Consider the following 20,700-nt stretch of genomic DNA (forward strand, 5'->3'; position numbering starts at 1 on the left):
GTCACGGCCTGGTCGTCCTCCCGCATGTCGCGGGCCCGCACGTCAACGGGTCCGCTGCGCGTGCTGTGGGTGGCCATGACGCTGTTCGCCTTTGTGTACGCGCACGGCGTGAGCACCGAAGGTGTCACCGGCCATCTCGACGCATCGGCAATCGCCCCTGTGACAGCGGGCTTTCACGACCACGCCGCCCCCGACGTGCCGGTAGACCACCACGGTGGCGGTCACGACCAGTCGCATCCGGCTCAGGAGTGCGTGCCGGGCCAGCCGCAGCAAACGCCTGCTCTGGATGCCCCCGGCGTCTGTGCCCTCGTCGAGAAAGACTCATCCCCTTCGGGACCTGTTCTGGTCGCCTTCGGTGACGTCGCGTCCGTCAAGCATTTGCCGAGTACGTCGATAAGAGCCACAGTTCTGCAGATCTAGGATCCGGCGGCTCTTTGCCGCCGGCAGTCTGTCGACGCAACCGGCCTCGCCCGTACGTGCCACGGCGCGTGGTGATCAGATTCCCTGCCGCGTTGTCCCGACACCTCCTGCCCCGACACTTCCCGCTGCGATTTTCGCGTCGGGTACCCCCGCCATGCCCTGAGACCGGGCCACCGGCCCGGGATGGACGGCATGCGAAAGATCAGCACCTCATGCGCCACTTGTCGAACGAAAAGATGAGAGCCCACTGATGCACGCTTCGAACACCACCCATCTTTCTAAAGCCGGCCACGCCGCACTGTCCGGCCTGGTCGGCAACACGCCCCTCCTGCACGTCAGCGAGCCCTTCGCACCCGCCGGACGGGGATTCTGGGCGAAGCTGGAAGGCTTCAACCCCGGCGGCATAAAGGACCGGCCCGGTCTGCACATGGTCGAACGGGCCCGCGCCCGCGACGAATTGAAGCCCGGCGCGAGAATCATCGAGTCCACCAGCGGTACCCTCGGCCTGGGCCTGGCCCTCGCGGGGATGGTCTACGGCCACCCGGTCACCCTGGTCACCGACCCCGGCCTGGAGATGTCCATGACCAGGCTCCTGACCGCCTACGGCGCCCAGGTCAACGTCGTCTCCGAACCGCATGCCACCGGCGGCTGGCAGCAGGCCCGCCGCGACCGCGTCACCCAGCTGATGCGGCAGCACCCGGATTCCTGGTGCCCGGATCAGTACAACAACCCCGACAACACCACGGCTTACACCCCGCTCGCGCTGGAACTGGCCATCGAACTTGCCCACATCGACGTGCTGGTGTGCAGCGTCGGAACCGGAGGACACTCGGCAGGCGTCTCCCGGGTCCTGCAGCAGCTCTACCCCGACCTCAAGCTCGTCGGCGTGGACACCATCGGCTCCACCATCTTCGGCCAGCCCGCCCGTCCCCGCCTGATGCGCGGGCTCGGATCGAGCATCTACCCCCGCAACGTGGCGTACGGCAACTTCTCCGAGGTGCACTGGATCGCCCCGGCCGAAGCGGTGTGGTCCTGCCGGCAGCTGGCAGCCTCGCACTACGCCACCGGCGGATGGAGCGTCGGCGCCGTAGCCCTGGTCGCCGGATGGCTCGCCCGTACGATGCCCGAGGACACCCGGATCGCGGCGATCTTCCCCGACGGGCCGCAACGCTATCTCGGCACCGTCTACGACGACGACTACTGCGCCGCCCACGGCCTGCTCGACTCCCCGCCGGCACCCGAACCGGAGACGATCGGCCGCCTGGACGAGAAGGAAGTCACCCGCTGGACCCGGTGCGCCGGCGTTGTCGACCCGCTCACCGTTGCCCCCGACGCCGGGAAAGACGTGGAGGAGGGCCGGTGAAGAGCACCTTCGCGCAGGTCCGCAGCTACGACCGCAGCGTCCAGCTGCTGATGGTTAATCAGTTCACCATCAACCTCGGCTTCTACATGCTGATGCCGTACCTGGCCACGCACCTGGCCGGGCCGCTGGGTCTGGCCGGATGGCTCGTCGGGCTGATCCTCGGCGTACGCAACTTCAGTCAGCAGGGCATGTTCCTGGTCGGCGGAACGCTGGCCGACCGGCTCGGCTACAAGCCGATGATCATCACCGGACTTGCCCTGCGCATTGTCGGCTTCGCGACCCTCGGGCTCGTCGACTCGGTGCCCGCGCTGATCGCCGCATCCGCCGCCACAGGCCTGGCGGGTGCCCTGTTCAATCCGGCCACCCGCGCCTACCTGGCCGCGGACGCGGGGGAACGCCGGGTGGAGGCGTTCGCGCTGTTCAACGTCTTCTACCAGGCCGGCATCCTGCTCGGCCCGCTGGTCGGCATGGTGCTGACCGGCGTCGGTTTCCGCGTTACGTGCCTTGCGGCGGCCGGTATCTTCGCTGTGCTGAGCGTCGTACAGATCCGCGCACTGCCCGCGCGCCGGGCCGACGACGACACGAAGACCCGCCCGGACGGCCGACGGGAGAGCGTCTGGTCGCAATGGCGGAGCATCCTGGCCAACCGGCCGTTCATGCTGTTCTCGCTCGCCATGATCGGCTCGTACGTCATGACCTTCCAGGTCTACCTCGCGCTGCCACTTGAGGTACGGCGCCTGGGCGGCGAAGGACAGTTCGCCGCAGCGGCGGTGGCGGTGCTGTTCGCCGTCTCCGGCCTGAGCACGATCCTCGGCCAGACCAAGGTGACCGCCTGGTGCAAGGCCCGCATGGCACCAGGACGTGCTCTCACCTGGGGCCTGCTGACGATGGGAGCCGCCTTCCTGCCGCTGCTGCTCGCCACCGCCCTTCCGGTACCGGACGGCGGAGTCGGGCTGTGGCTGCTCGCGGCGGTGCCGCCGGCGCTGTCCGCGCTGTTGCTGGCCGTCGGCACGATGATCGCCTATCCGTTCGAGATGGACACCATCGTCCGTCTCTCCGGTAATCGCCTCGTCGCCACGCACTACGGCCTGTACAACACCATCTGCGGCGTCGGTATCACCTTGGGCAACCTCCTGACCGGCGCAGCGCTGGACGCGGCCCGCGAAGCCGGAGTACCCGCGCTGCCGTGGACTGCCCTGCTCCTGCTGGGTCTTGGCTGCGCCGGGGCGTTGCACGGGCTGGAGCGCGCCGGCCGCCTCGCAGGCCCGGCGGCCGTCGCTCGGTCCGAGCCCGCCACGGCCTGACCTACAGGGGAGGATGGGCTCCGTTGAGGTAGTGGTCGCCGATGTCGCGCAGTCTGCGGGTGGGGGAGCTCCGCGCTGTCAGGACGTGTGCGTTGCGCCAGAACCGGTCGAGCCCCGTGCCGCCGTCGAGGGAGCCGGCGTCACCGGTGAGTTCGAGGACGCGCGTGGTGATGTGCGCAGCGGACCTGCTGGTCACGGCTTCGGCGGCGGCCACGAGGACCGCGATCTCGGCGCGGGCGTCGACGCCGAGTTGGTGCCCCGTGCGAAGTCCTCCTGCCAGCGCCTCGGTGGCTCGCTCGACGACCGCCGCGGCGGTGTGGGCTGAGGTTGCCATTTCCCCGTAGGCGAGGGACAGGTACGGATCGCCGCTGGGGTGCTCCGCGTATGCGTCGCCCCCGTTCGCGGACGGATGCGTGTGCGGCGCGGCCCGGCTGACGTCCCTCGCCTCCGCCAGGGCCCCTTCGGCGATTCCCAGGCCGACGTGGACGAGCAGAAGGCTGAGCGCGAGAGGGGCGAGTGAGGCGAAGGGGGAGACGGCGTGCTCGTCGCGTGCGACGGCGCCGAGCACGCCGTCCTCGCTCACCGGTACGTTGTCGAAACTGACGCCACCGGCTCCGGTGAGCCGCTGGCCGAGGCGTTCATTCGCCGGGTCGGCGTGGACACCGGCGTGGGAGGGGTCCACGAGGGCGATCAGTAACTCACCGGTCTTCGTACATGTCGCGCCGAGGACCAGCCGGTCGGCCACGGTGACGCCTGCTTGAAAGTCCCGCCGGCCGTTGAGGACGTATCCTCCGCCGGCCGGTGCGAGAGTGAGATCCGGCCCCGCATCCCGACCGGCAGGGTGCGTGCTGCCGCCGAGGAGCCAATGTTCCGCGGCTGCCCGGCCCTCGAACGCAACCGGCTTTTCCGGGGGACCGAAGAAGCGCGCGCTCCAGGACAACACATAGTGATGCGCGAGCAGTTCGCCGATGGAGCTGTCGGCCGCAGCGATCTCCCGTATGACGGCACAGGCGGTGCGCCAGTCGGCGCCCGGATGTGCGGCGCCGGGCGGGGTCAGCAGCGCCGGCAGGCCGGCTTCGCGCAACCGCGACACCTCGTCGAACGGCGGCTTGCCCGCCCGGTCGCGGGTGATGGCGTCGACGGCAAGGTCGTCCGCCAGCTCACGGGTGACGCGTGGCCATATCGCTTCGCCGACCGGTTGGTCCGCCCGTGTGGATGCCTTCTTGTCGGCAGTTTTTCTCGGCACTCCGCCGCTCCCCTCGGATATCCCTAGTATTCCCATTGAATTACTAGGGATTCTCGCAGAGGTCGTGCCTCACCCCAAGAGTGTGACCAAGGGGTGGATGCCCGGTTCCGGATTCCGGTACGGCGGATCAGCCGGCGCCGGTGGTCAGGGGTTGGTCCAGGCTTCGGGGTTCTCCGCCAGGGCGGACACGTCTGCAGGCAGTTTGGCCGACGCGAGGTCGGCCAGTGTCACGCCGTCGAGGACCTCGCGCACGTTGGCCCGAAGCGCGATCCACAGCGGCAGCAGTGACTCCGCCGGGCCGGTGTACGACAGTTCCGGCGGGCGCACCCCGCGCACCGAGACGAGTGGTCCGTCAACGACGCGTATGACGTCGGCGACGCTGATGGAGTCCGCGGGTTTGGCAAGCCGGTAGCCGCCGTTGCCGCCACGCCGGCTGACCACCAGCCCGCCGCGGCGCATGTCGTTGAGGATGCCTTCGAGGAACTTGTGTGGAATGTCCTGAGCGTCGGCGATGGCCTCGGCCTTGAGTGGCTCGGATTCCTCCGAAGCGGCGAGCTGCAGTGCGGCCCGTACCGCGTAGTCCGCCTTGGCTGAAATCCGCATGCCCGCATTATCCCGCACCGGACGCGTGCACCCGTAGCCCGTCCGGATGCGCCCGGGTGCGTCCCGGGCCTTCCGGGGGGACGCTGGTTCCATGTCCGGACACCTGCCTGTGATCGTTCATCCGCCGCTCGGTCAGGGGGGCCGTCGCGTGACCGTACGCGGTGAGGACCTCGGCCTCGCGTCGGACCTTCCTGATCTGGTCGAGTTCCTGAGCCGTGCCGGGCTGGACATGGAGGACACCGAAGTCGTGGTGTCCCCGTTGATCGACTGGCGGGGCGGCGGCCCGGAGTACTGGGGGCCGGAGACGCGGCAGTAACTCAAGGCGGCGTGGTGAGCCTCTGGGCACGCTCGCTGTCGCAGACGCGCGGGCAGGTCAGGCACGCGTTGTCCGGACGGATCGTGTAGTACAGGCAGCAGCCGAGCCGGGTACGGGTCGTGTGCGGCAGGCCGGCGCTGTCGCGCAGCCGGCGGAAGTCTGCGCCGCCGGGGAACGGTGCGATCGGGCCGGGGAGCAGTTCGGTGGCGGCGCGGACCGACCGGTCCTCCTCGCCGAGCGTACGGCCGAGATACCAGATTCCGGAGATCAGGTCGTCGCCAGTCATGCCCCACAACGCCCTTGGCCGCCGACGCAGTTGGGGTGCCAGCGCGCTCAGCAGTGGGCGTACGTGCTCCACCACGACGCTCCGCAGCTCGCCGCGCAGTGTCTCCTCGTCGGGTACGACCCGAACGCCGGGGGCCGCGGCCGCGGGATCGTCAGGGAGGCACGTGAAGGCGCCGGGAACGACGGCGAAGTCTCCGCCGCGGCGCTCGATGTGCACGTCCTGCGGCCGCAGATGAGGCACTCGCCGCTCCAGGTACCAGGGGCCGCTCATCAGCAGGCAGACCGACCACAGGTACTGGTGCAGCGCCCTGGAGGCGGCGACGTCCGGGCGGGCGGTGTGGCCGTGCGCGGCTTGGATGCGCAGGGACTCCGCGCCGACGAATTCGTCGAGCTGCCCGGGACCGGCCACCAGGTGCGCGCCGTCGGTCCATCCGTCGGCCGGATGCGCCGCCGGTGCGACTTCCACGTCCAGCGATTCGCAGATGCGGGCGAGGCGTTGATACGTCTCAGCCAGAGGTACGGGCCAACTCGCCTCGGGGGCAGGTGCGGTGGGTGCCTGGGCAGGCATCATCAACTCCCCTCCAACATCACTAGACTAAGGTGAGCCTCACCTTAGTCCCAGGTGTGCGCCGCCGTGATCAGGAGATGGATCACATGGCGAGAAGTTCACCCCGCGAGTTGACAGACTTAGGTACACCTAACCTAACCTGTCGCCTCGTGTCCAAGATCGATCCGGGGACCCCTACGGGTGCTCCTTCCCGCACAACTGCCCGGCGGATTCAGCTCCTTGTCGTCGGCGCGTACGCGCCGGCGCTGTGCGCGGCGCTGACCCTTGCCATGGGTTCACGGCCGGTGCCGAGGTCCGGCCGGCAGGCGGCATCGCCGTGATCCCGCTCGCCGGCATGCGCCCCTCCGAGCTGGAGGTCGGTATCGTCAGCGCGTTCCTCGGCGCCCCGCTGCCGGCCCTGCTCGCCCGGGAGGCGGCTCTGTGATGACCGCTACTGCTGAGGCGTCTCGCATCGGCGTTCAGGCCGCCGCGCACATGCTCGCCGACGTGGCCAGGGCCACCGGCGTGGAACTCCCCGAGAGGTAACCACTGTCGGGGCGGGCCGCAGGCGGTCCGCCCCGCCCTGCGCCACCGTTTCGCCCCATCGCCACGGCCCGGAAGGGGCTCACCCCATGCGGATGTACCTGCTCGCCCTCAACCAGACCGACTCCGTCTCCGAGGGCTTCCTCCCCGCCGCCCGCCGGCTCGGCATCGACATCACGCTGCTCACCGACCAGCCCGAGGCCCACCGGCGCCGCGCTCCGGGCATCGAGATCCTGGAGTGCGACGTACGCGACTACCGCGCCGTCATCACCCGGATCGCCACTCACCACCCGGCCGACGCGGTCTTCACCAACAGCGACCACCTCCAGACCCAGGCCGCGCTGGCCGCCGCGTACTTCGGCCTCCCCGGCAAGGACTGGCGGGCGACCCTGCGCACCAAGGACAAGGCCGAGATGCGCAGGCACCTCGCCGCCGCAGGGGCCGACGCCGTGTGGTCGGCCGAAGTCGCGGCGGGGCAGGACCCTGTTGAGCTGCTGGCGCGCTCTGTTCCGTACCCCTGCGTGGTCAAACCGCGGGAAGGTGTGGCCAGCGAGGACGTCGTGCTGGCAGGCACGGACGACGAACTGGTGCTGCGCTGCAAGGAGATCCAGGTGCGGCGGCCGGAAGTGGCCCTCGTCGTCGAGGAGTACCTGGCCGGCGAGCTGTACACGCTGGAGACCCTCGGCGACGGCCGGCTGCGTCATGTGCTGGGCGGCTTCCACACTGAGCTCTCCCCGCCGCCGTACTTCATCGAGACGCGTCTGACGTACGTTCCCGAGCACCCCGAGTCCGTCGTAGCCCAGGTGCTCAGCCGGCTCGACGCGCTGGGTGTGGGATTCGGCGCCTGCCACACCGAGTTCGTGGTGCACGACGGACGCGCACGGATCATCGAGGTGAACTACCGGGTGATCGGCGACCAGTGCGACCTGGTGCTGCAAGAGCTGCTCGGCATCCCGCTGTTCGAGCACATCCTGCGTACACACCTGGGCGAGCCGCTCCCGGCAGACCTCGGGGCACGCTCCGACGGACGGGCCCGCATGGACTACCCGTGCGCCGAGAGAGCGGGGACACTCACGGCCGCCCCGGCGGCCGCCGACCTGACCGTGGACGGCGTACGGCTGACCTACCGCCCGCTGCGCGAGATCGGCGAGCGGCACGAAATCCACCACACCAACCGCGACTTCGTCGGTGTGCTGCGCGGCATCGGGACCGACCAGGAGGCCGTCGACCGGGCCGTGACCGGTTTCCTCGCCGAGCAGCGGTGGGAGTTCACGCCGTGACCGACGCCGTGACTGCTGCCACGACCGCCGCCACGACCGCCGCCACGAAGCCCGACACCGCCGAGGCCGGACTGCTGCTGCGGGTCCTCAGCGCGCTGCTGCGCGAAGACGTCGCCGGCCTGCGGACGAGCAGCACATCCGTACAGCTGCCCGACGGCCGCTGGCTGCGGCTTGCCGTCGGTGACGGGGACGCGCTGTTGCTCCCGGTCGCCGATGACGGCTTCCAGTGCGCCGACGCCGCCCGGCTGCCGCTGCTGCGCCGGGAATCCGACAGGGCCGAACTGACCACCCTCGCCGAGGTCGTCACGGCGCTGCGCGCGCTTGCCGACCCCGCCGACCGGGGCGGATTCGACGACTTCGCCGAGGAATGCCGGCAGACCCTCGACACCGTCCGTCTGCACACCGAGGCCCGCGACGACGTCACCGAAGCCCTCACCGCCCGGTACGGCGCCATACCCGCCGACTGGACCGGCCCGGCCGGAGGCCTCGCCCACGACACCCTCGCCGCTCACCTCGACCACCCCGTCTACCCGACCGCACGCGGCCGGTACGGCCTCGGTCGCGACCAACTCCGGGCGTACGCACCGGAGTTCCACCCGCGCTTCGCGCTGCGCTGGATCGCCGTACCGCAGGACGCGGTCACCCTGCCGGGCGGCCCCTCGTCCCTGCCCGGCTGCTGGCCCACCCCCGCGATCCTGGGCCTGCCCGAGCTCCACCGCAGCCATCTCGCGCTCCCCGTCCACCCGCTGTCGATCGGCGCGCCACTGCGCGAGGCTCTGCGCGAGAGCGGGCTCACGGACCGTACGGTCCTGGCCGACCGGCCGTACCTCGAAGCCGTACCCACCCTGTCGATGCGTACGGTCGCACTCGCGGCGGACCGCGCGCTCCATCTCAAGGTGCCCCTCGCCACCGCGTCCCTGGGGCTGCGCAACCGCCGCACCATCAAGCCCGGCACGCTCGTCGACGGCGCGGCGGGGCAGCGGCTGCTGGAGTGCGTGATCGCCCGCGAGGAGCGGTTCGCGGATACGGTCCTGCATGCCGACGAGGCGACGTACGCTCATGCCGGGCACGAGCTCCTCGCCGTACTCTGCCGCCGTTATCCGGCGGGGCTCGACTCGTCGGCCGTCGTCCCCATGGCGGCTCTGCTCAGCGAGGCACCCGACGGCCGGCTCGTGATCGACCACCTCGCGGACCGGTTCTACGGCGGCGACACCGTCGCCCTGCTCGACGCCTGCCTCACCCTCCTCTTCGACTGGCAGACCACGCTCTTCGGGTACGGCATCGCGCTGGAATCCCACCAGCAGAATATCTCCCTGGTGCTGGACGCCGAGGGCGGCCAGACCCGGCTGCGACTCCTGCTGAAGGACAACGACGGGCCGCGCATCCACACCGCCCGGCTGCGCGAGACCCTCGGCGCCGACGCCCCCGACCCGTCCGACTTCGCAGACCCGCGGATCTTCACGGACGACGACCGGCAGCTCACCGACCTGTTCACCACCATCACGGTCCACCTCTGCGCGGGCGCGTACGCCTTCGGGCTCGCCCGGCACGTCCGGGCGCCTCTCGACGCGCTGCTGAAGCTCGTACGCGACCGGCTCGCCGAGGCAGTGGAACGGCTCGGTACGGCGCCCGGCGAGCCCGGAGCAGTGCTGCGCGCCCACGTGCTGGACGCGCCGAGCCTCCCGGTCAAGGCGATGGTCACCGCGGGCACCCTGCTCAGCAAGGAGCGCTCTGGCGCCGCCGACATCAACAAGCACTACACCGACGGCCCCAACTACCTCCTGCGCACGGGGGACGCACGATGAGCGCGTCGGCACCGGCCGCGACCTGCGGTTCCGCCGTCGCGGGCTGCTACTTCGCGGCGTCCTTCGCAGCCCTCGGACTGCCGCCGTACCGCACCCAGATCCTGCCGGACTCGGCTGTATCGCCCTTGGCCTCGCCGCCCACGAAGTGGCCGGTACGATCGAGGCCTTCGCAGGCGCCCGGTTGCTGCTCGGCGCCGGCCTTACCCTCGGACTGGTCTTTCTGCCGCTGTTGGCCGTCGGCTGCGCCGAGGGCCGGGCGCCCGGCGGGATGTTCGGCTCGCTGGAGTTGTTCTCCAAGGCCGGGGCCGTCGCCGCCGGCCTGGCGGCCGCGGCCGACAACGAGTGGTTCGGGCCCGGCGCGCCCGTACTGACCGGCACCGCCGCCGCCGTGGCCGCCGCCTTCCTCGTCGCCCTCCCCGCTATGATCCGCCGTTCGTTCCGTCCTCGCAGGAGCCGTTGATGACACTGCCAACCGGCACCGCCCCCCGTCATGCGTCCGCCCCGCGCGGTCTGCCCACCGCCGACGAGGCCGTGGCACACACCCTCCTGAACTGTCTGCTGCGCGAGGTCTCGGGCCCCGAGCACCAGACCGCCGTCACCGACGGCCGGCTGCTGCTGCGGCTCCCGCGATGCGGCGTACTCCTGCGCATCGCGCTGCACCGAACCTCGCTGCTGGGCGCGCACCGCTTCACCGGGCCGGTGACCGAGCAGCGTGACGGCGACACCTGGGCGGAGGTCGGCTGGCGCCGGCTCGCCGATTACGCGCAAGCCGAACTCTCGCTCCGTACGGGCATACGCAACGAGGAGTTCCTGGAGCAGATCACCTCAAGCCACCAGGGGGTAAGCGCCGCGCTCGCGGCCGGTCCCCGCCCGGCGGCCGCCGACCGCCACCTCTCGTACCTGGCCTCCGAGCAGTCCCTCGCCCTCGGCCACCGCTTCCACCCGACCCCCAAGGCCCGCACCGGGGACGGGGACTCCTGGTCGTCGTACGCTCCCGAGGCCGGGGCCTCCTTCCCGCTGCGCCATCTCGCCGTACGCGAGGAACTGATCGCCGAGGAGACCGCCGAGCCTGGCGCGGCGCACCCCCTGGACCTGCTGGACCGGCTGAACCATGACGATGGTCCTGCCGTGCCCGCCGGCTACCGGCTGCTGCCCGCGCACCCCTGGCAGTACGAGCTGCTGCGCGAGCACCCCGCGCTCCGCGAGGCGCTGGCGCGCGGCGACGTCATCGACCTCGGCGAGGGCCGCACGCCGTTCGCCGCCACCGCGTCGGTGCGCACGCTGTACGACGGCGAGATGTTCCTGAAGTTCAGCCTGAACATCCGCATCACCAACTGCGTGCGCAAGAACGCCAGTTACGAGCTGGCCGGAGCTGTCGCCCTGACCCGCCTGCTGCGCCCGGCCCTGACCGATCTGGCGGTGCGGTTCCCCGGCAGTGCCATGCTCCGCGAGCCCGCCTACCGCAGTCTCGCCCTCCCCGGCCCCGACGGCGTACCGGATCTCGCCCTGCTCGAAGGCTTCGGCGTGATCGTCCGCGAGGGCCTGTCCCGGCGCCAGCTGCCCGGCACCACGGCGCTGCTCGCCGCAGCCGTCGCCGACGAGTACCCGACGGGGCCCGGGCACATTTCCCACCTCATCGACGGGGCCGGCCCGCAGGTCGCGCTGGACTGGTGGGAGGCGTATCTGGAACTGCTCCTTGCGCCCGTCCTCGCCGCCTACTTCGACCACGGCCTGGTGCTGGAGCCGCACCTCCAGAACGTCGTCGTCTGCGTCGACGACGACGGCATGCCGGCCCAGGTGCTCCTTCGCGACCTGGAGGGCACGAAGCTCCTTCCGGAGCACCACGCGGACGCGCTGGCGGCGCTCCCGGCCGAGGTCGCCGGTCCCATGACGTACGACGCGGAGCGCGGCTGGGACCGGGTGGTGTACTGCCTGCTGGTCAACCACGTCGCCGAGATGCTCGCCGCCCTGGCCGACCTGCACCCCGAAACCGAGCCCGCCCTGTGGGCCAAGGTCCGCGCCACGCTCCAGAACTACGCCGACCGCTTCGGCTGCCCGCCGCGACTCGCGGCCCTGCTCGCAGGGGTTCCGCTGCCCGCCAAGGCCAACCTGCTCACCCGCTGGGAGCGCAAGGCCGACCGCGAGGCCGGCTACGTACGGCTCCCCTCGCCGCTCGCCGAGGACGTCCTGTCCGGGGCGACCGGCACCGACACCCCCTGGAACGCCCGATGACGAACCCCACTCCTGCCGTGCGCGACCGCGCTCTTTCTCTCCCCGCCGCCGAACTCCCCGCCTACATATACGACCTGGCGGCGCTGCGCGAGCACGCCGCAGCGGTACGGGCGGCCCTGCCCGGGCGCGTCGAGCTGTACTACGCCGCAAAGGCCAACCCGGACCCGGAGATCCTGGCCGCGCTCGCCCCGCACGTGGACGGCTACGAGGTCTCCTCCGGAGGCGAACTCACCCACGTCCACCGGGCCGTTCCCGGACACCCACTCGCGTTTGGCGGCCCCGGCAAGACTCCTGCGGAGATCACGACCGCGCTGGAGCTGGGCGTACGCCGCTTCCACGTGGAAAGCGCCTACGAGCTGCGGATGCTGGCCGAACTGACCGGGCGCACGGTCCCGGACGAGCGGGTGGCGGTGCTGCTGCGCTTCAATCTGCCGCTGCCGGACGGCTCGCTGGAGAACAGTTCGCTCGCGATGGGCGGCCGCCCGACGCCGTTCGGCCTCGACCGGGCGGAGGCCGACGAGGCTGTGCGACTGGTCACCGACGGCACGTACCCGCAGACTGGAGCTGGTCGGCGTCCACGCCCACCTGGCCAGCGGCCTGGGGGCGGGGGAGCAGCTGGCGGTGGCGGAGTCCGTGGTGGGCTGGGCGGTCGCTCTGGCCGACCGGCACGGACAGCGCCTGTCCGAGGTGAACGTCGGCGGCGGCATGACGGTGGACTACACCGAGCCGGAGCGCCGCTTCGACTGGGCGGCGTACGGCAAGGGGCTCGGTGAACTGGCGGACAGGAACCCCGACCTGACGATCCGTATCGAGCCGGGGCGCGCACTCACCGCGTACTGCGGCTGGTACGCCACCGAGGTACTGGATGTGAAGCACAGCCAGGGGGAGGAGTTCGCGGTCGTCCGCGGCGGTACGCACCATCTGCGCACCCCGGCGACGAAGGGGCACGACCAGCCGTGTTCCATACTGCCGGTGGACCACTGGCCCCACCCCTGGCCGCGCTCGGAGGCCGGTCAGGACCGGGTCACTCTCACCGGCCAGCTGTGTACGCCGAAGGACGTGCTGGCACGGCGGGTCCCGGCGGCGGGGCTGCGGGCGGGCGACCGAGTGGCCTTCTCGCTCGCCGGCGCGTACGCCTGGAACATCTCGCACCACGACTTCCTGATGCACCCCCGGCCGGGCTTCCACTACCTGGAGGGGAGCCGGGGCTGACGCGGCAGCGATCGGTATCGTGAGCGCATGACAGTTCAGGACGGTGAACGCCGCGACCTCGCCGCTGTGCTGCAGCCGCTCGTGCGCTCGCTCATCGCCGCTGAGCTGCCCGTACTGGCCGCGCATGACCTCTCCATGTGGGGCTACGTCGTACTCAGCGCCCTCGATGACGGCCCGGTGCGTACGCAGGCCGCGCTCGCGGAGGCGATCGGCACCGACAAGACGCGGATCATCGCCACCTTGGACCAACTCCAGGAATCCGGTCTGATCTCCCGTACGCCCGACCCCGCCGATCGCCGCGCCCGGCTGCTCTCGATCACCGAGGCCGGCCGCAAGGTCCGCAGGTCCGCGCAAGCCGGCATCCGGGCGAACGAGGACCGCCTGCTCGCCATGCTGCCGCCGGCGGACCGGCGGGGCTTTCTTCGCGCGGTGCGAGCGCTGTCGGCGCTGTCGCGCGAAGAAATCGTGGGCTGACGCACCCGGCGGCGCGGTTCAGGCGGTGCGGCCCTCGATGATCACGGCGAATCCGTCCAGCAGCGCGGTAAGGCCCAGCTCGAACAGCATGTCCAAGTCCAGGTCGTAGCCGCCGGCCAGGGCACCCGTGACCTTGGCGAACGTCGGATAGTCGCCGGAGGCGGCGAACGCCTCCAGTGCGGGTGTCTGGTGGTCCATCCAGTCGTCCTCCGAAAGGCCCGTGGCCGCCTCGGCCTGGGCCTCCCGTTCCAGGTGGACCGCGATGCCGTGCACGAAGCTGTAGCCCAGCACGTGCAGGTTCATCATGGTCTGCGGAGCGAGGCCGAGACCGTCCAGGGAGCTCAGCGCCCACTCGGCGTGGACCATCAGGTTCGGCAGCATCAACGGCCGGGTGAGGGTGCTGATGTGGGCGAGCCACGGGTGGCGGCGACAGAGCGACCACAGTGTGCGGGAGCTCAGCTCCAGCCGGGGCCGCCAGCCCTCGGGGGCATCGGCGCGTGAGGGGTAGGACAGCTCTCCGTACACGGCATCGGCCATGAGCAGGACGAGGTCGTCCTTGCTGGTCACATAGCGGTACGGCGACATGGCCGCAACGCCGAGCCGTGCCGCGACGCCGCGCATGGAGAGTGCGGCCAGCCCCTCGGTGTCGGCGATCGCGACACCGGCGCGCACGATGCGGTCGCGGGTCGCGTAGACCGTGCGGAGCCCGTCTGCCGGGCCGTGCGACGTCTCCGAGAGGTCGATGAGGGTTGCGCACCCTAGGCTGGGCACTCGGGGGCCGGCGATCGTTTCTGTCGAGGCGTTGGAGGACCCATGGCAGTACGGCATCAGCTGATCCGCAGTGCGCCCGAGGCGGTGTGGGAGGTTCTGGCGGAGGGGTCGCGGTACAGCGACTGGGTCGTCGGCACCTCTGATTCGCAGCCCGGCAAAGGTCATTGGCCGGAGGTCGGCGCGACGATCGACTACACGGTGCGGCTCGGTCCGCGGACGCTGACGGGCGAGACGATCGTCCGCCGGAGCGAACCGCCGCGCGAGCTCGAACTGGAGGTCGACAGCGGCCCGCTCGGTACGGCCAGGATCGCCATCGAGGTCCGCCCCTGGGGGGACCACGCGCTGGTCATCCTCGACGAGCATCCCCTGCGCGGAGTGGGCGGCGCGCTGCACAACGTTGCACTCGACGCCGTACTGCAACTGCGCCACCGCACCATGCTCGGCAGGCTTGCCAAAGTCGTCGAGCGCGGTTCGCGGCACGCCGCCGCCGGCGCACAGCCCTGAACCCGTGTGGCGGGGGTGGCCAGGGTGAACAGGAGGCAGTGATGCCGGACGCTGTAGTGATCGGCGCGGGTCCCAACGGGCTCGTCGCCGCGAACGTGCTGGCCGACGCCGGCTGGAGTGTGGAAGTCCTCGAGGCCCAGCCCCAGCCCGGCGGCGCCGTCCGCAGCGACCGGGGCGTACACCCCGATTACATCAGCGATCTCTTCAGCGCCTTCTACCCGCTGGCCGCCGCGTCCCCCGTACTGGCGCGCCTCGCTCTCCACGAACACGGGCTGCGCTGGAGCCACGCCCCCAGCGTGCTGGCGCACCCCCTGTCCGACGGCCGGTGCGCGGTCCTGGAACGCCGCGCGGCCGACACCGCCGCCGGCCTGGACGGCTTCGCCGCGGGCGACGGCGCGGCCTGGCACGCTCTGTGCGGGACCTGGGACCGGCTCGGTCAGGACATTCTCGGCTGCCTCTTCACCCCCTTTCCGCCCGTACGTCCAGCCGCCCGGCTCGCGGCCCGGCTGCGCGGCGCGGGCGGACTGCGGCTTGCCCGGACGATGCTGTTGCCGGTACGCCGCCTGGGCGAGGAGGAGTTCCGCGGCGAGGGCGGCAGGCTGCTGCTCGCGGGCAACGCCCTGCACGCGGACCTCGCCCCGGAAGCGGCGGGCAGCGGCGGCTTCGGCTGGCTCCTGTCCATGCTCGGCCAGAGGTACGGATTTCCCGTGCCGGTCGGCGGCGCGGGCGCGCTCACCGCGGCGCTCGTACGGCGGCTGGAACGGCGCGGGGGCGCTTTGCGGTGCGGCGAACGCGTCGTCGAGGTCGTCGTGCGGGCGGGGCGGGCGGTGGCCGTGCGCATCGCGGGCGGCGAGACGGTGCCGGCGGGCCGGGCCGTGCTGGCGGACGTGGCCGTGCCGGACCTCTACGGCGGACTGGTCGACGTACGGCATCTGCCCGGCCGCTTCCTGCGCGACCTGCGCGGCTTCCAGTGGGACTTCGCCACGTTCAAGGTCGACTGGGCGCTGGACGGCCGGGTTCCGTGGACCGCCGCGGAGGCCTCGACGGCGGGCACGGTGCACCTGGCCGACGGGGTCGACGACCTGACACGCTTCGCCGCACAGGTCGCGATGGGTCAGGTTCCCGACCGGCCCTTCGCACTGTTCGGCCAGATGACCACCGCCGACGCCTCCCGCTCACCGGCCGGCACCGAATCGGCCTGGGCGTACACCCACGTCCCGCACGGGATCAAGGGTGACGCGGGCGACGACGGCCTTACGGGCGCCTGGGACAAGCGCGAGCAGGAAGCGATGGCGGACCGCGTGGAGGCCCAGGCCGAGCGGTACGCGCCCGGCTTCCGCTCCCGGATCCTGGCCCGCCGTATCCTCGCTCCCGCGACACTGCAATCGATGGACGCGAACCTCCACGGGGGCGCTATCAACGGCGGCACAACCGCCGTGCACCAGCAGCTCGTCTTCCGCCCGGTCCCCGGCACAGGCCGCCCGGAAACGCCCGTCAAGGGCCTCTACCTGGCCTCGGCCGGCGCGCACCCGGGCGGCGGCGTCCACGGCGCTCCGGGAGCGAACGCGGCCCGGGCGGCGCTGTGCAGTCGCTCCCTGGGCGGCGTACTCAGCCGTACGCAACGGGCTCTCAGCCGCCGCGACCGGAGCGGCGAACATATGTGACCACCCTTCACCTCAGGCCGGCGGCCTCGGCGTCGGCCTCTCCGCCCGCCCCCAGCAGGCCCGTCGCCGAGAGGTCGGCTCGTCCCTCGAGCCGGCCGAGCTCGCGCCGGGCGCGGTGGGCGACGACTGCCGGCAGGCAGGCGCGCGCCGCCTGCGCGGCGCGCAGCCACGGCTGGGCGTAGATGGCGGGAGAACGTCGCTCGATACCGCGGACGAGGCGATCGACCACCGGCTGCGCCGCATAAGTCCGGTCGGCGGGCCAGGGGATGCGGGCGCGCAGCGCACGCAAGGAGTCGTGGTGCTGGGCGCCCCGGATCATGTCCGTGTCGGTCCAGCTGAGGTACGCGACGCCCACGGCCACGCCGCGGTGCGCCAACTCGGCACGTACACAGTGGGCGAAGGCCTCCACACCCGACTTGGAGGCGCAGTACGCCGACATGAGCGGAGCCGGGGCGATGGCCGCGAGCGAGGTGACCTGGAGGTAGTAACCGCGCGTCACCAGAAGGCCGGGCAGGAAGGCCCGGGCGGTGACCGCGCTGCCGATCAGGTTGACTTCCACGACGCGTCGCCAGGTGGCCGGGTCGTCGCCGAGGAACAGGCCGCCCGAGGACACACCGGCATTGGCCACCAGCACGGACGGCGGCCCGAAGCGCCGCTCCACCTCGGAGGCGGTACGCGCCATCGCGGCCTCGTCGGTCACGTCGACCTGCCAGTGAGCGGCTCTGCCCGGGAGTGCGGCCGCGACGCGGGCGAGTTCCGATTCCTCGTGACCGAGCAGGGCCACGTCGGCTCCGCGCCGTACAAGAGCGCGCGCCATGCCTTCCCCGAGGCCCCGGGCGGCGCCGGTGACCACCGCGGTGCGGCCCAGCAGGGGAAGAGTTCGTGCCATCGTCGCCCTCCGTCGTCCAGGATTCTTGAAGCATGTACGGGGAGGCCCGCCTGACGTCCGCAGACACAGGCGGGCGCCTTTACTCATCTCCTCATCGTGTCAGGCGGTGTTGGTGTGGAGCCGTTCGAAGGCGTTGTGCAGGGCCGTACGCAGGGGTCCGCTGGGGGGCGGCCCGTCGACGCTGTCCACGAGGCGCTGGGCGATCTCGCGGAGCTCGATGTTGGTGTGCCGTGAGACGTCCACCAGGACCTGGAACGCTTCCTCGTGGGTGCAGCCTCCCAGGGTCATGACAATGCTGCGGGCGAGGCCGATCACCGGGCGGGTTTCGAGGAGGTGCCAGAGCTGGTTGAGTTCCTGCTTCAGCGCCCGCTCCGCGGCTACCGGCGCCGGGGGACGGACTGCTTCCAGGGCGGCCTGGGCGGCGTGGTACTGCGCCGCGTCCGACGCCTGCCAGGACTGGTCGTCGTGTTCCCGGTGCGCGGGAGCCTCGCTGTCCGCGGTGATGGTGCGGTTGTCGTTCGTCGTCATGACTCCGGCTCCTTTTGACCAGTCTGCCGACTGTCCCGGGCTCAATCGGGGACGGCCGGCGGCCCGCCGTTCGGACGTGCTCCTTGGTTGATTCCCTGTTTCTGCCGGTTTGAGGCTGCGGGTCTATTTCGTCACCAAGCCGGGGGTGACGACGACCGCCGGAGCCGGGGATGACAGCTCGAATTGGATCAGTGAGTTACGCCGCTCAGGCGCGGGCAGCCAGGATCGAGCGCACCGTCCGCCAAGCAGCGCGGATCGGCAGCGCCGAGCAGCCCGCTCCTGGCGTCGTCGGGCCGGTGGGGGCTGCGGTCGTGACGTCGTACGACGCCGGCCGCTTCGGCGAGGAGGGGGGGCGCCCGGCGCGTGGTCCCACGGCGACATGGTCACGCGACAGGTGTCGTGCACGGAGGTTGCTTGAACTCGCCGCACAGGGTGAGCTCCGTCAACTCCAGGCCCTGAAAGCCCTGTTGGTGGACGAGGATGCCAAGGGTTGCGACTGGACCGGACGGTTTCGTTAGACAGGCGAAGAGTTTCCTTACATAATCCTTAGGCATGGGAAAGACTTACGAACGCATCGACGGTCGGCTGCGCACCTTCATAGAGCAGCAGCCGATATTCTTCACCGCGACCGCCCCGCTGGACGGCGACGGCACGGTCAACCTCTCCCCCAAGGGCCTCAAGGGCTCCTTCGCGGTGCTCGACGAGGAGCGGGTCGCCTATCTCGACTTCGCCGGCAGCACTGCGGAGACCATCGCGCACCTGCGGGAGAACGGCCGGATCACGGTGATGTGGTGCGCCTTCCAGGGGCCGCCCAACATCGTTCGGGTGCACGGCCGGGGCGAGCCCGTCTTCCGTGACGACCCGCGCTTCAAGGAACTGCTCGCACACTTCCCGGGCATCGACCCGGCCCTGCACGGGCTGCGCGCGATCATCGTGGTGACGGCCGAACTCGTGCGTGACTCCTGCGGATACGGGGTGCCCTTCATGTCGTACGACGAAGATCGCGACCTGCACGGCAAGCGCTTCTCGCGTGAGGACGACGCCTCGCTGAGCGCGTACTTCGCCAAGAAGGACCACATCGCACAGAGCATCGACGGCCTGCCCGGGCTGCCTCTTCCGCTGCCGCCCAGTAACTTCTGAGCAACCGTCCCTCTCCCTTCGGGGGTTGCCGTGGCCGTCGTAGTGGCCGGTGTCGCGCTCTCTGCCGTCCTGTTCGCCCTGACCCCGGACGGCAGCGGTCCGCCGCTGCCGGACCGGCTGGCCGACACCGGCGGGGGCAGTCAGCTGATCACCGCCGTCGCGCCCCGCACCGGCGCCACGACGGGGACGCTGACCTGGCCATCGGCGGGTTCTCCTCGTGGGTTGTTCGCTCGGTCAATCCTGGCGCAGAGAGTCGCGGATCTCGTGCACCGCCCCGGCCGCCTGTGCGCGCGTCGGCTTGCTTCGCGGCTGCCGGTGCGGCGGCCGCACGAGGAGCGTCAGCGCCGCCGCGGCCGCCGTGACCAGGAACGCCGCGCGCAGACCGTACTCGTCGCTGAAGAGCCCCAGCGCGGCCGGGCCCGCGACCGTACCCAGGCCGAGGAACAGGACGGTGACGCTGAACCCGGTCGACGGCCGGTCGGGGAAGACCCGGTAGCTCCACACCGCGAGAACGCCCGAGCCCGCCATGAAGCACGGCCCGTAGAGCACCGCCGACAGCATCACGGCCACCGGCGCGCCCGGCGCCACGCCGAGCAGCGCGACCGCCATCGCGATGCCCGCGAACAGCAGGCCGTGGACCCGGCGCAGACCGTGCCGCGCGATAGCGCTGCCCGTCAGGGCGCCCGCGGTGCCCGCCAGGCCCATCACCGTCCAGAACAGCGCAGCCGTGGGTGCGTCACGCCCCGCCTCCCTGGAGACCGACTCCACGGCGAACGCCCAGTACACGGCGCCGACCAGACCGTACGACAGGGCTGTGAGGTAGAGCGGGACGGCCGGGCGGCGGGCGAACGACCGAAGGCCCAGCCCGGCGCGCTTGCCACCCGCGCCGGTCGCGGGGTGCGCTCCGGTGGGCAGGACGCGCGCGTTGTACACGGTCGTCAGCAGGGCCGCCGCCGCGAACACCAGCCAGGCGTACCGCCATTGCGTTCCCCGGGCGATCAGCGCCAGCGGACCGGCGACGACGACGGCGAAGGCCGTGCCGCTCGCGATCGTCCCCATGACACGCTCGCGCAGCCCCGCCGGAACCATCCGGTCCACCGCGTCCGAGTACGGCGCCCAGGCCCACCCCGAGCTCGTACCTGCCAGGATCAACCCCGCCGTCAGAACCCCCGGCCCGCCCGCGAAGGCCACCAAAGCCATACCGACGGTCGCCGACAGCCCGCCGACGACGACCGGCGGACGCGGGCCGAAGCGTGAGACCAGCGCGCCGACCAGCATCAGCGCCGCCATGTAACCGACGTACGTAGCGCTGCCGATCAGCCCCACCTGCGCCACCGAAAGCCCGAACTCCCGCCGGAACTCCGGCAGGAACAGCCCGTAGCCGTAGCGGGCGAACCCGAAGGTGACGCCGATCGCCGTCACCCCGGCGAGGCTCACCTGCCACCGGGGCGGCAGCCTCCGCATCCGCTGTCCGTAGCCCATGTCTGATGCCTTCCGATCGTGTACGCCGTCGCTCACGCCCTCAGCCTCCGACGTGCGAAGAGGGCGTACCAGTGACGTAAACGTCAGGGTCC

General features: G+C 71.3%; 20 protein-coding genes and 1 pseudogene. 14 read left to right on the plus strand and 7 right to left on the minus strand.

Annotation, left to right across the window (positions count from 1 at the left end):
• From J7E89_RS39165 to J7E89_RS39175, 3 genes are all read left to right on the plus strand, one after another.
• Window positions 1-420: hypothetical protein (locus J7E89_RS39165; protein WP_214981138.1), on the plus strand; the 420-nt coding region annotated here is incomplete at its 5' end.
• 250 nt (window positions 421-670) lie between these two features.
• On the plus strand, window positions 671-1,783 hold the full coding sequence (locus J7E89_RS39170) for a PLP-dependent cysteine synthase family protein (protein ID WP_214981140.1): 1,113 nt from the start codon (window positions 671-673) through the stop codon (window positions 1,781-1,783).
• Entirely contained in the window at window positions 1,780-3,087 is a 1,308-nt protein-coding gene (locus tag J7E89_RS39175; RefSeq protein ID WP_214981143.1) for an MFS transporter, read from the plus strand. The genes J7E89_RS39170 and J7E89_RS39175 overlap by 4 nt, the downstream gene beginning before the upstream one ends.
• A gap of 1 nt (window position 3,088) precedes the next feature.
• Here the strand turns inward: J7E89_RS39175 and J7E89_RS39180 are convergent, their stop codons facing one another.
• A complete protein-coding gene (locus tag J7E89_RS39180; RefSeq protein ID WP_308315758.1) occupies window positions 3,089-4,333 on the minus strand; it encodes an acyl-CoA dehydrogenase family protein in 1,245 nt (414 codons plus the stop codon).
• Between the two features lie 144 nt (window positions 4,334-4,477).
• Complete coding sequence (locus tag J7E89_RS39185) at window positions 4,478-4,936, minus strand: Rrf2 family transcriptional regulator (protein ID WP_214981150.1); 459 nt, start codon at window positions 4,934-4,936, stop codon at window positions 4,478-4,480.
• A 148-nt stretch (window positions 4,937-5,084) separates the two neighbouring features.
• On the opposite strand from J7E89_RS39185, the gene J7E89_RS39190 reads away from it, so the two are divergent.
• Entirely contained in the window at window positions 5,085-5,252 is a 168-nt protein-coding gene (locus tag J7E89_RS39190) for a hypothetical protein (RefSeq protein WP_308315759.1), read from the plus strand.
• Between the two features lies 1 nt (window position 5,253).
• Here J7E89_RS39190 and J7E89_RS39195 read toward each other — a convergent pair whose 3' ends face one another.
• Window positions 5,254-6,108 carry a (2Fe-2S)-binding protein gene (locus J7E89_RS39195; protein ID WP_214981157.1) on the minus strand — a complete coding sequence of 285 codons (855 nt, stop codon included), beginning with the start codon at window positions 6,106-6,108 and terminating at the stop codon, window positions 5,254-5,256.
• A gap of 244 nt (window positions 6,109-6,352) precedes the next feature.
• Here J7E89_RS39195 and J7E89_RS39200 point away from each other — a divergent pair, with 244 nt between their 5' ends.
• The 7 genes and pseudogenes from J7E89_RS39200 (at window position 6,353) to J7E89_RS39230 (ending at window position 13,630) form a co-directional block, all read left to right on the plus strand.
• A complete protein-coding gene (locus J7E89_RS39200; protein ID WP_214981200.1) occupies window positions 6,353-6,529 on the plus strand; it encodes a hypothetical protein in 177 nt (58 codons plus the stop codon).
• Between the two features lie 187 nt (window positions 6,530-6,716).
• Complete coding sequence (locus tag J7E89_RS39205) at window positions 6,717-7,907, plus strand: acetyl-CoA carboxylase biotin carboxylase subunit family protein (RefSeq protein WP_214981158.1); 1,191 nt, start codon at window positions 6,717-6,719, stop codon at window positions 7,905-7,907.
• 8 nt (window positions 7,908-7,915) lie between these two features.
• Entirely contained in the window at window positions 7,916-9,712 is a 1,797-nt protein-coding gene (locus J7E89_RS39210) for an IucA/IucC family protein (RefSeq protein ID WP_214981192.1), read from the plus strand.
• A 145-nt stretch (window positions 9,713-9,857) separates the two neighbouring features.
• The gene (locus tag J7E89_RS39215) at window positions 9,858-10,172 is read left to right on the plus strand and encodes a hypothetical protein (RefSeq protein ID WP_308315760.1); all 315 of its coding nucleotides are present in this window, start codon (window positions 9,858-9,860) and stop codon (window positions 10,170-10,172) included.
• A complete protein-coding gene (locus J7E89_RS39220) occupies window positions 10,172-11,944 on the plus strand; it encodes an IucA/IucC family siderophore biosynthesis protein (protein ID WP_214981161.1) in 1,773 nt (590 codons plus the stop codon). Before J7E89_RS39215 ends, J7E89_RS39220 begins: the two co-directional genes overlap by 1 nt.
• Window positions 11,941-13,156: pseudogene (locus J7E89_RS39225) on the plus strand (type III PLP-dependent enzyme). The gene J7E89_RS39220 and the pseudogene J7E89_RS39225 overlap by 4 nt, the downstream one beginning before the upstream one ends.
• 27 nt (window positions 13,157-13,183) lie before the next feature.
• A complete protein-coding gene (locus tag J7E89_RS39230; RefSeq protein WP_214981164.1) occupies window positions 13,184-13,630 on the plus strand; it encodes a MarR family winged helix-turn-helix transcriptional regulator in 447 nt (148 codons plus the stop codon).
• A gap of 18 nt (window positions 13,631-13,648) precedes the next feature.
• On the opposite strand, the gene J7E89_RS39235 is transcribed toward J7E89_RS39230, so the two are convergent.
• A complete protein-coding gene (locus tag J7E89_RS39235; protein ID WP_308315762.1) occupies window positions 13,649-14,401 on the minus strand; it encodes a TetR/AcrR family transcriptional regulator in 753 nt (250 codons plus the stop codon).
• A gap of 42 nt (window positions 14,402-14,443) precedes the next feature.
• On the opposite strand from J7E89_RS39235, the gene J7E89_RS39240 reads away from it, so the two are divergent.
• Together J7E89_RS39240 and J7E89_RS39245 are read left to right on the plus strand one after the other, a co-directional pair.
• Window positions 14,444-14,905 carry an SRPBCC family protein gene (locus J7E89_RS39240; RefSeq protein ID WP_214981169.1) on the plus strand — a complete coding sequence of 154 codons (462 nt, stop codon included), beginning with the start codon at window positions 14,444-14,446 and terminating at the stop codon, window positions 14,903-14,905.
• Window positions 14,906-14,946: 41 nt separating this feature from the next.
• On the plus strand, window positions 14,947-16,569 hold the full coding sequence (locus J7E89_RS39245) for an NAD(P)/FAD-dependent oxidoreductase (RefSeq protein ID WP_214981170.1): 1,623 nt from the start codon (window positions 14,947-14,949) through the stop codon (window positions 16,567-16,569).
• 7 nt (window positions 16,570-16,576) lie between these two features.
• On the opposite strand, the gene J7E89_RS39250 is transcribed toward J7E89_RS39245, so the two are convergent.
• Together J7E89_RS39250 and J7E89_RS39255 are read right to left on the minus strand one after the other, a co-directional pair.
• Entirely contained in the window at window positions 16,577-17,458 is an 882-nt protein-coding gene (locus tag J7E89_RS39250; protein WP_214981172.1) for an SDR family oxidoreductase, read from the minus strand.
• 99 nt (window positions 17,459-17,557) lie between these two features.
• Window positions 17,558-17,986, minus strand: a complete 429-nt coding sequence (locus J7E89_RS39255; protein WP_214981173.1) for an ANTAR domain-containing protein — start codon at window positions 17,984-17,986, stop codon at window positions 17,558-17,560.
• 552 nt (window positions 17,987-18,538) lie between these two features.
• On the opposite strand from J7E89_RS39255, the gene J7E89_RS39260 reads away from it, so the two are divergent.
• Complete coding sequence (locus J7E89_RS39260; protein WP_214981174.1) at window positions 18,539-19,126, plus strand: pyridoxamine 5'-phosphate oxidase family protein; 588 nt, start codon at window positions 18,539-18,541, stop codon at window positions 19,124-19,126.
• A gap of 234 nt (window positions 19,127-19,360) precedes the next feature.
• Here the strand turns inward: J7E89_RS39260 and J7E89_RS39265 are convergent, their stop codons facing one another.
• Complete coding sequence (locus tag J7E89_RS39265) at window positions 19,361-20,608, minus strand: MFS transporter (protein WP_251061706.1); 1,248 nt, start codon at window positions 20,606-20,608, stop codon at window positions 19,361-19,363.
• Window positions 20,609-20,700 lie beyond the last annotated feature (92 nt).

The organism is Streptomyces sp. ISL-100 (assembly GCF_018614615.1).
Taxonomy (GTDB): Bacteria; Actinomycetota; Actinomycetes; order Streptomycetales; family Streptomycetaceae; genus Streptomyces.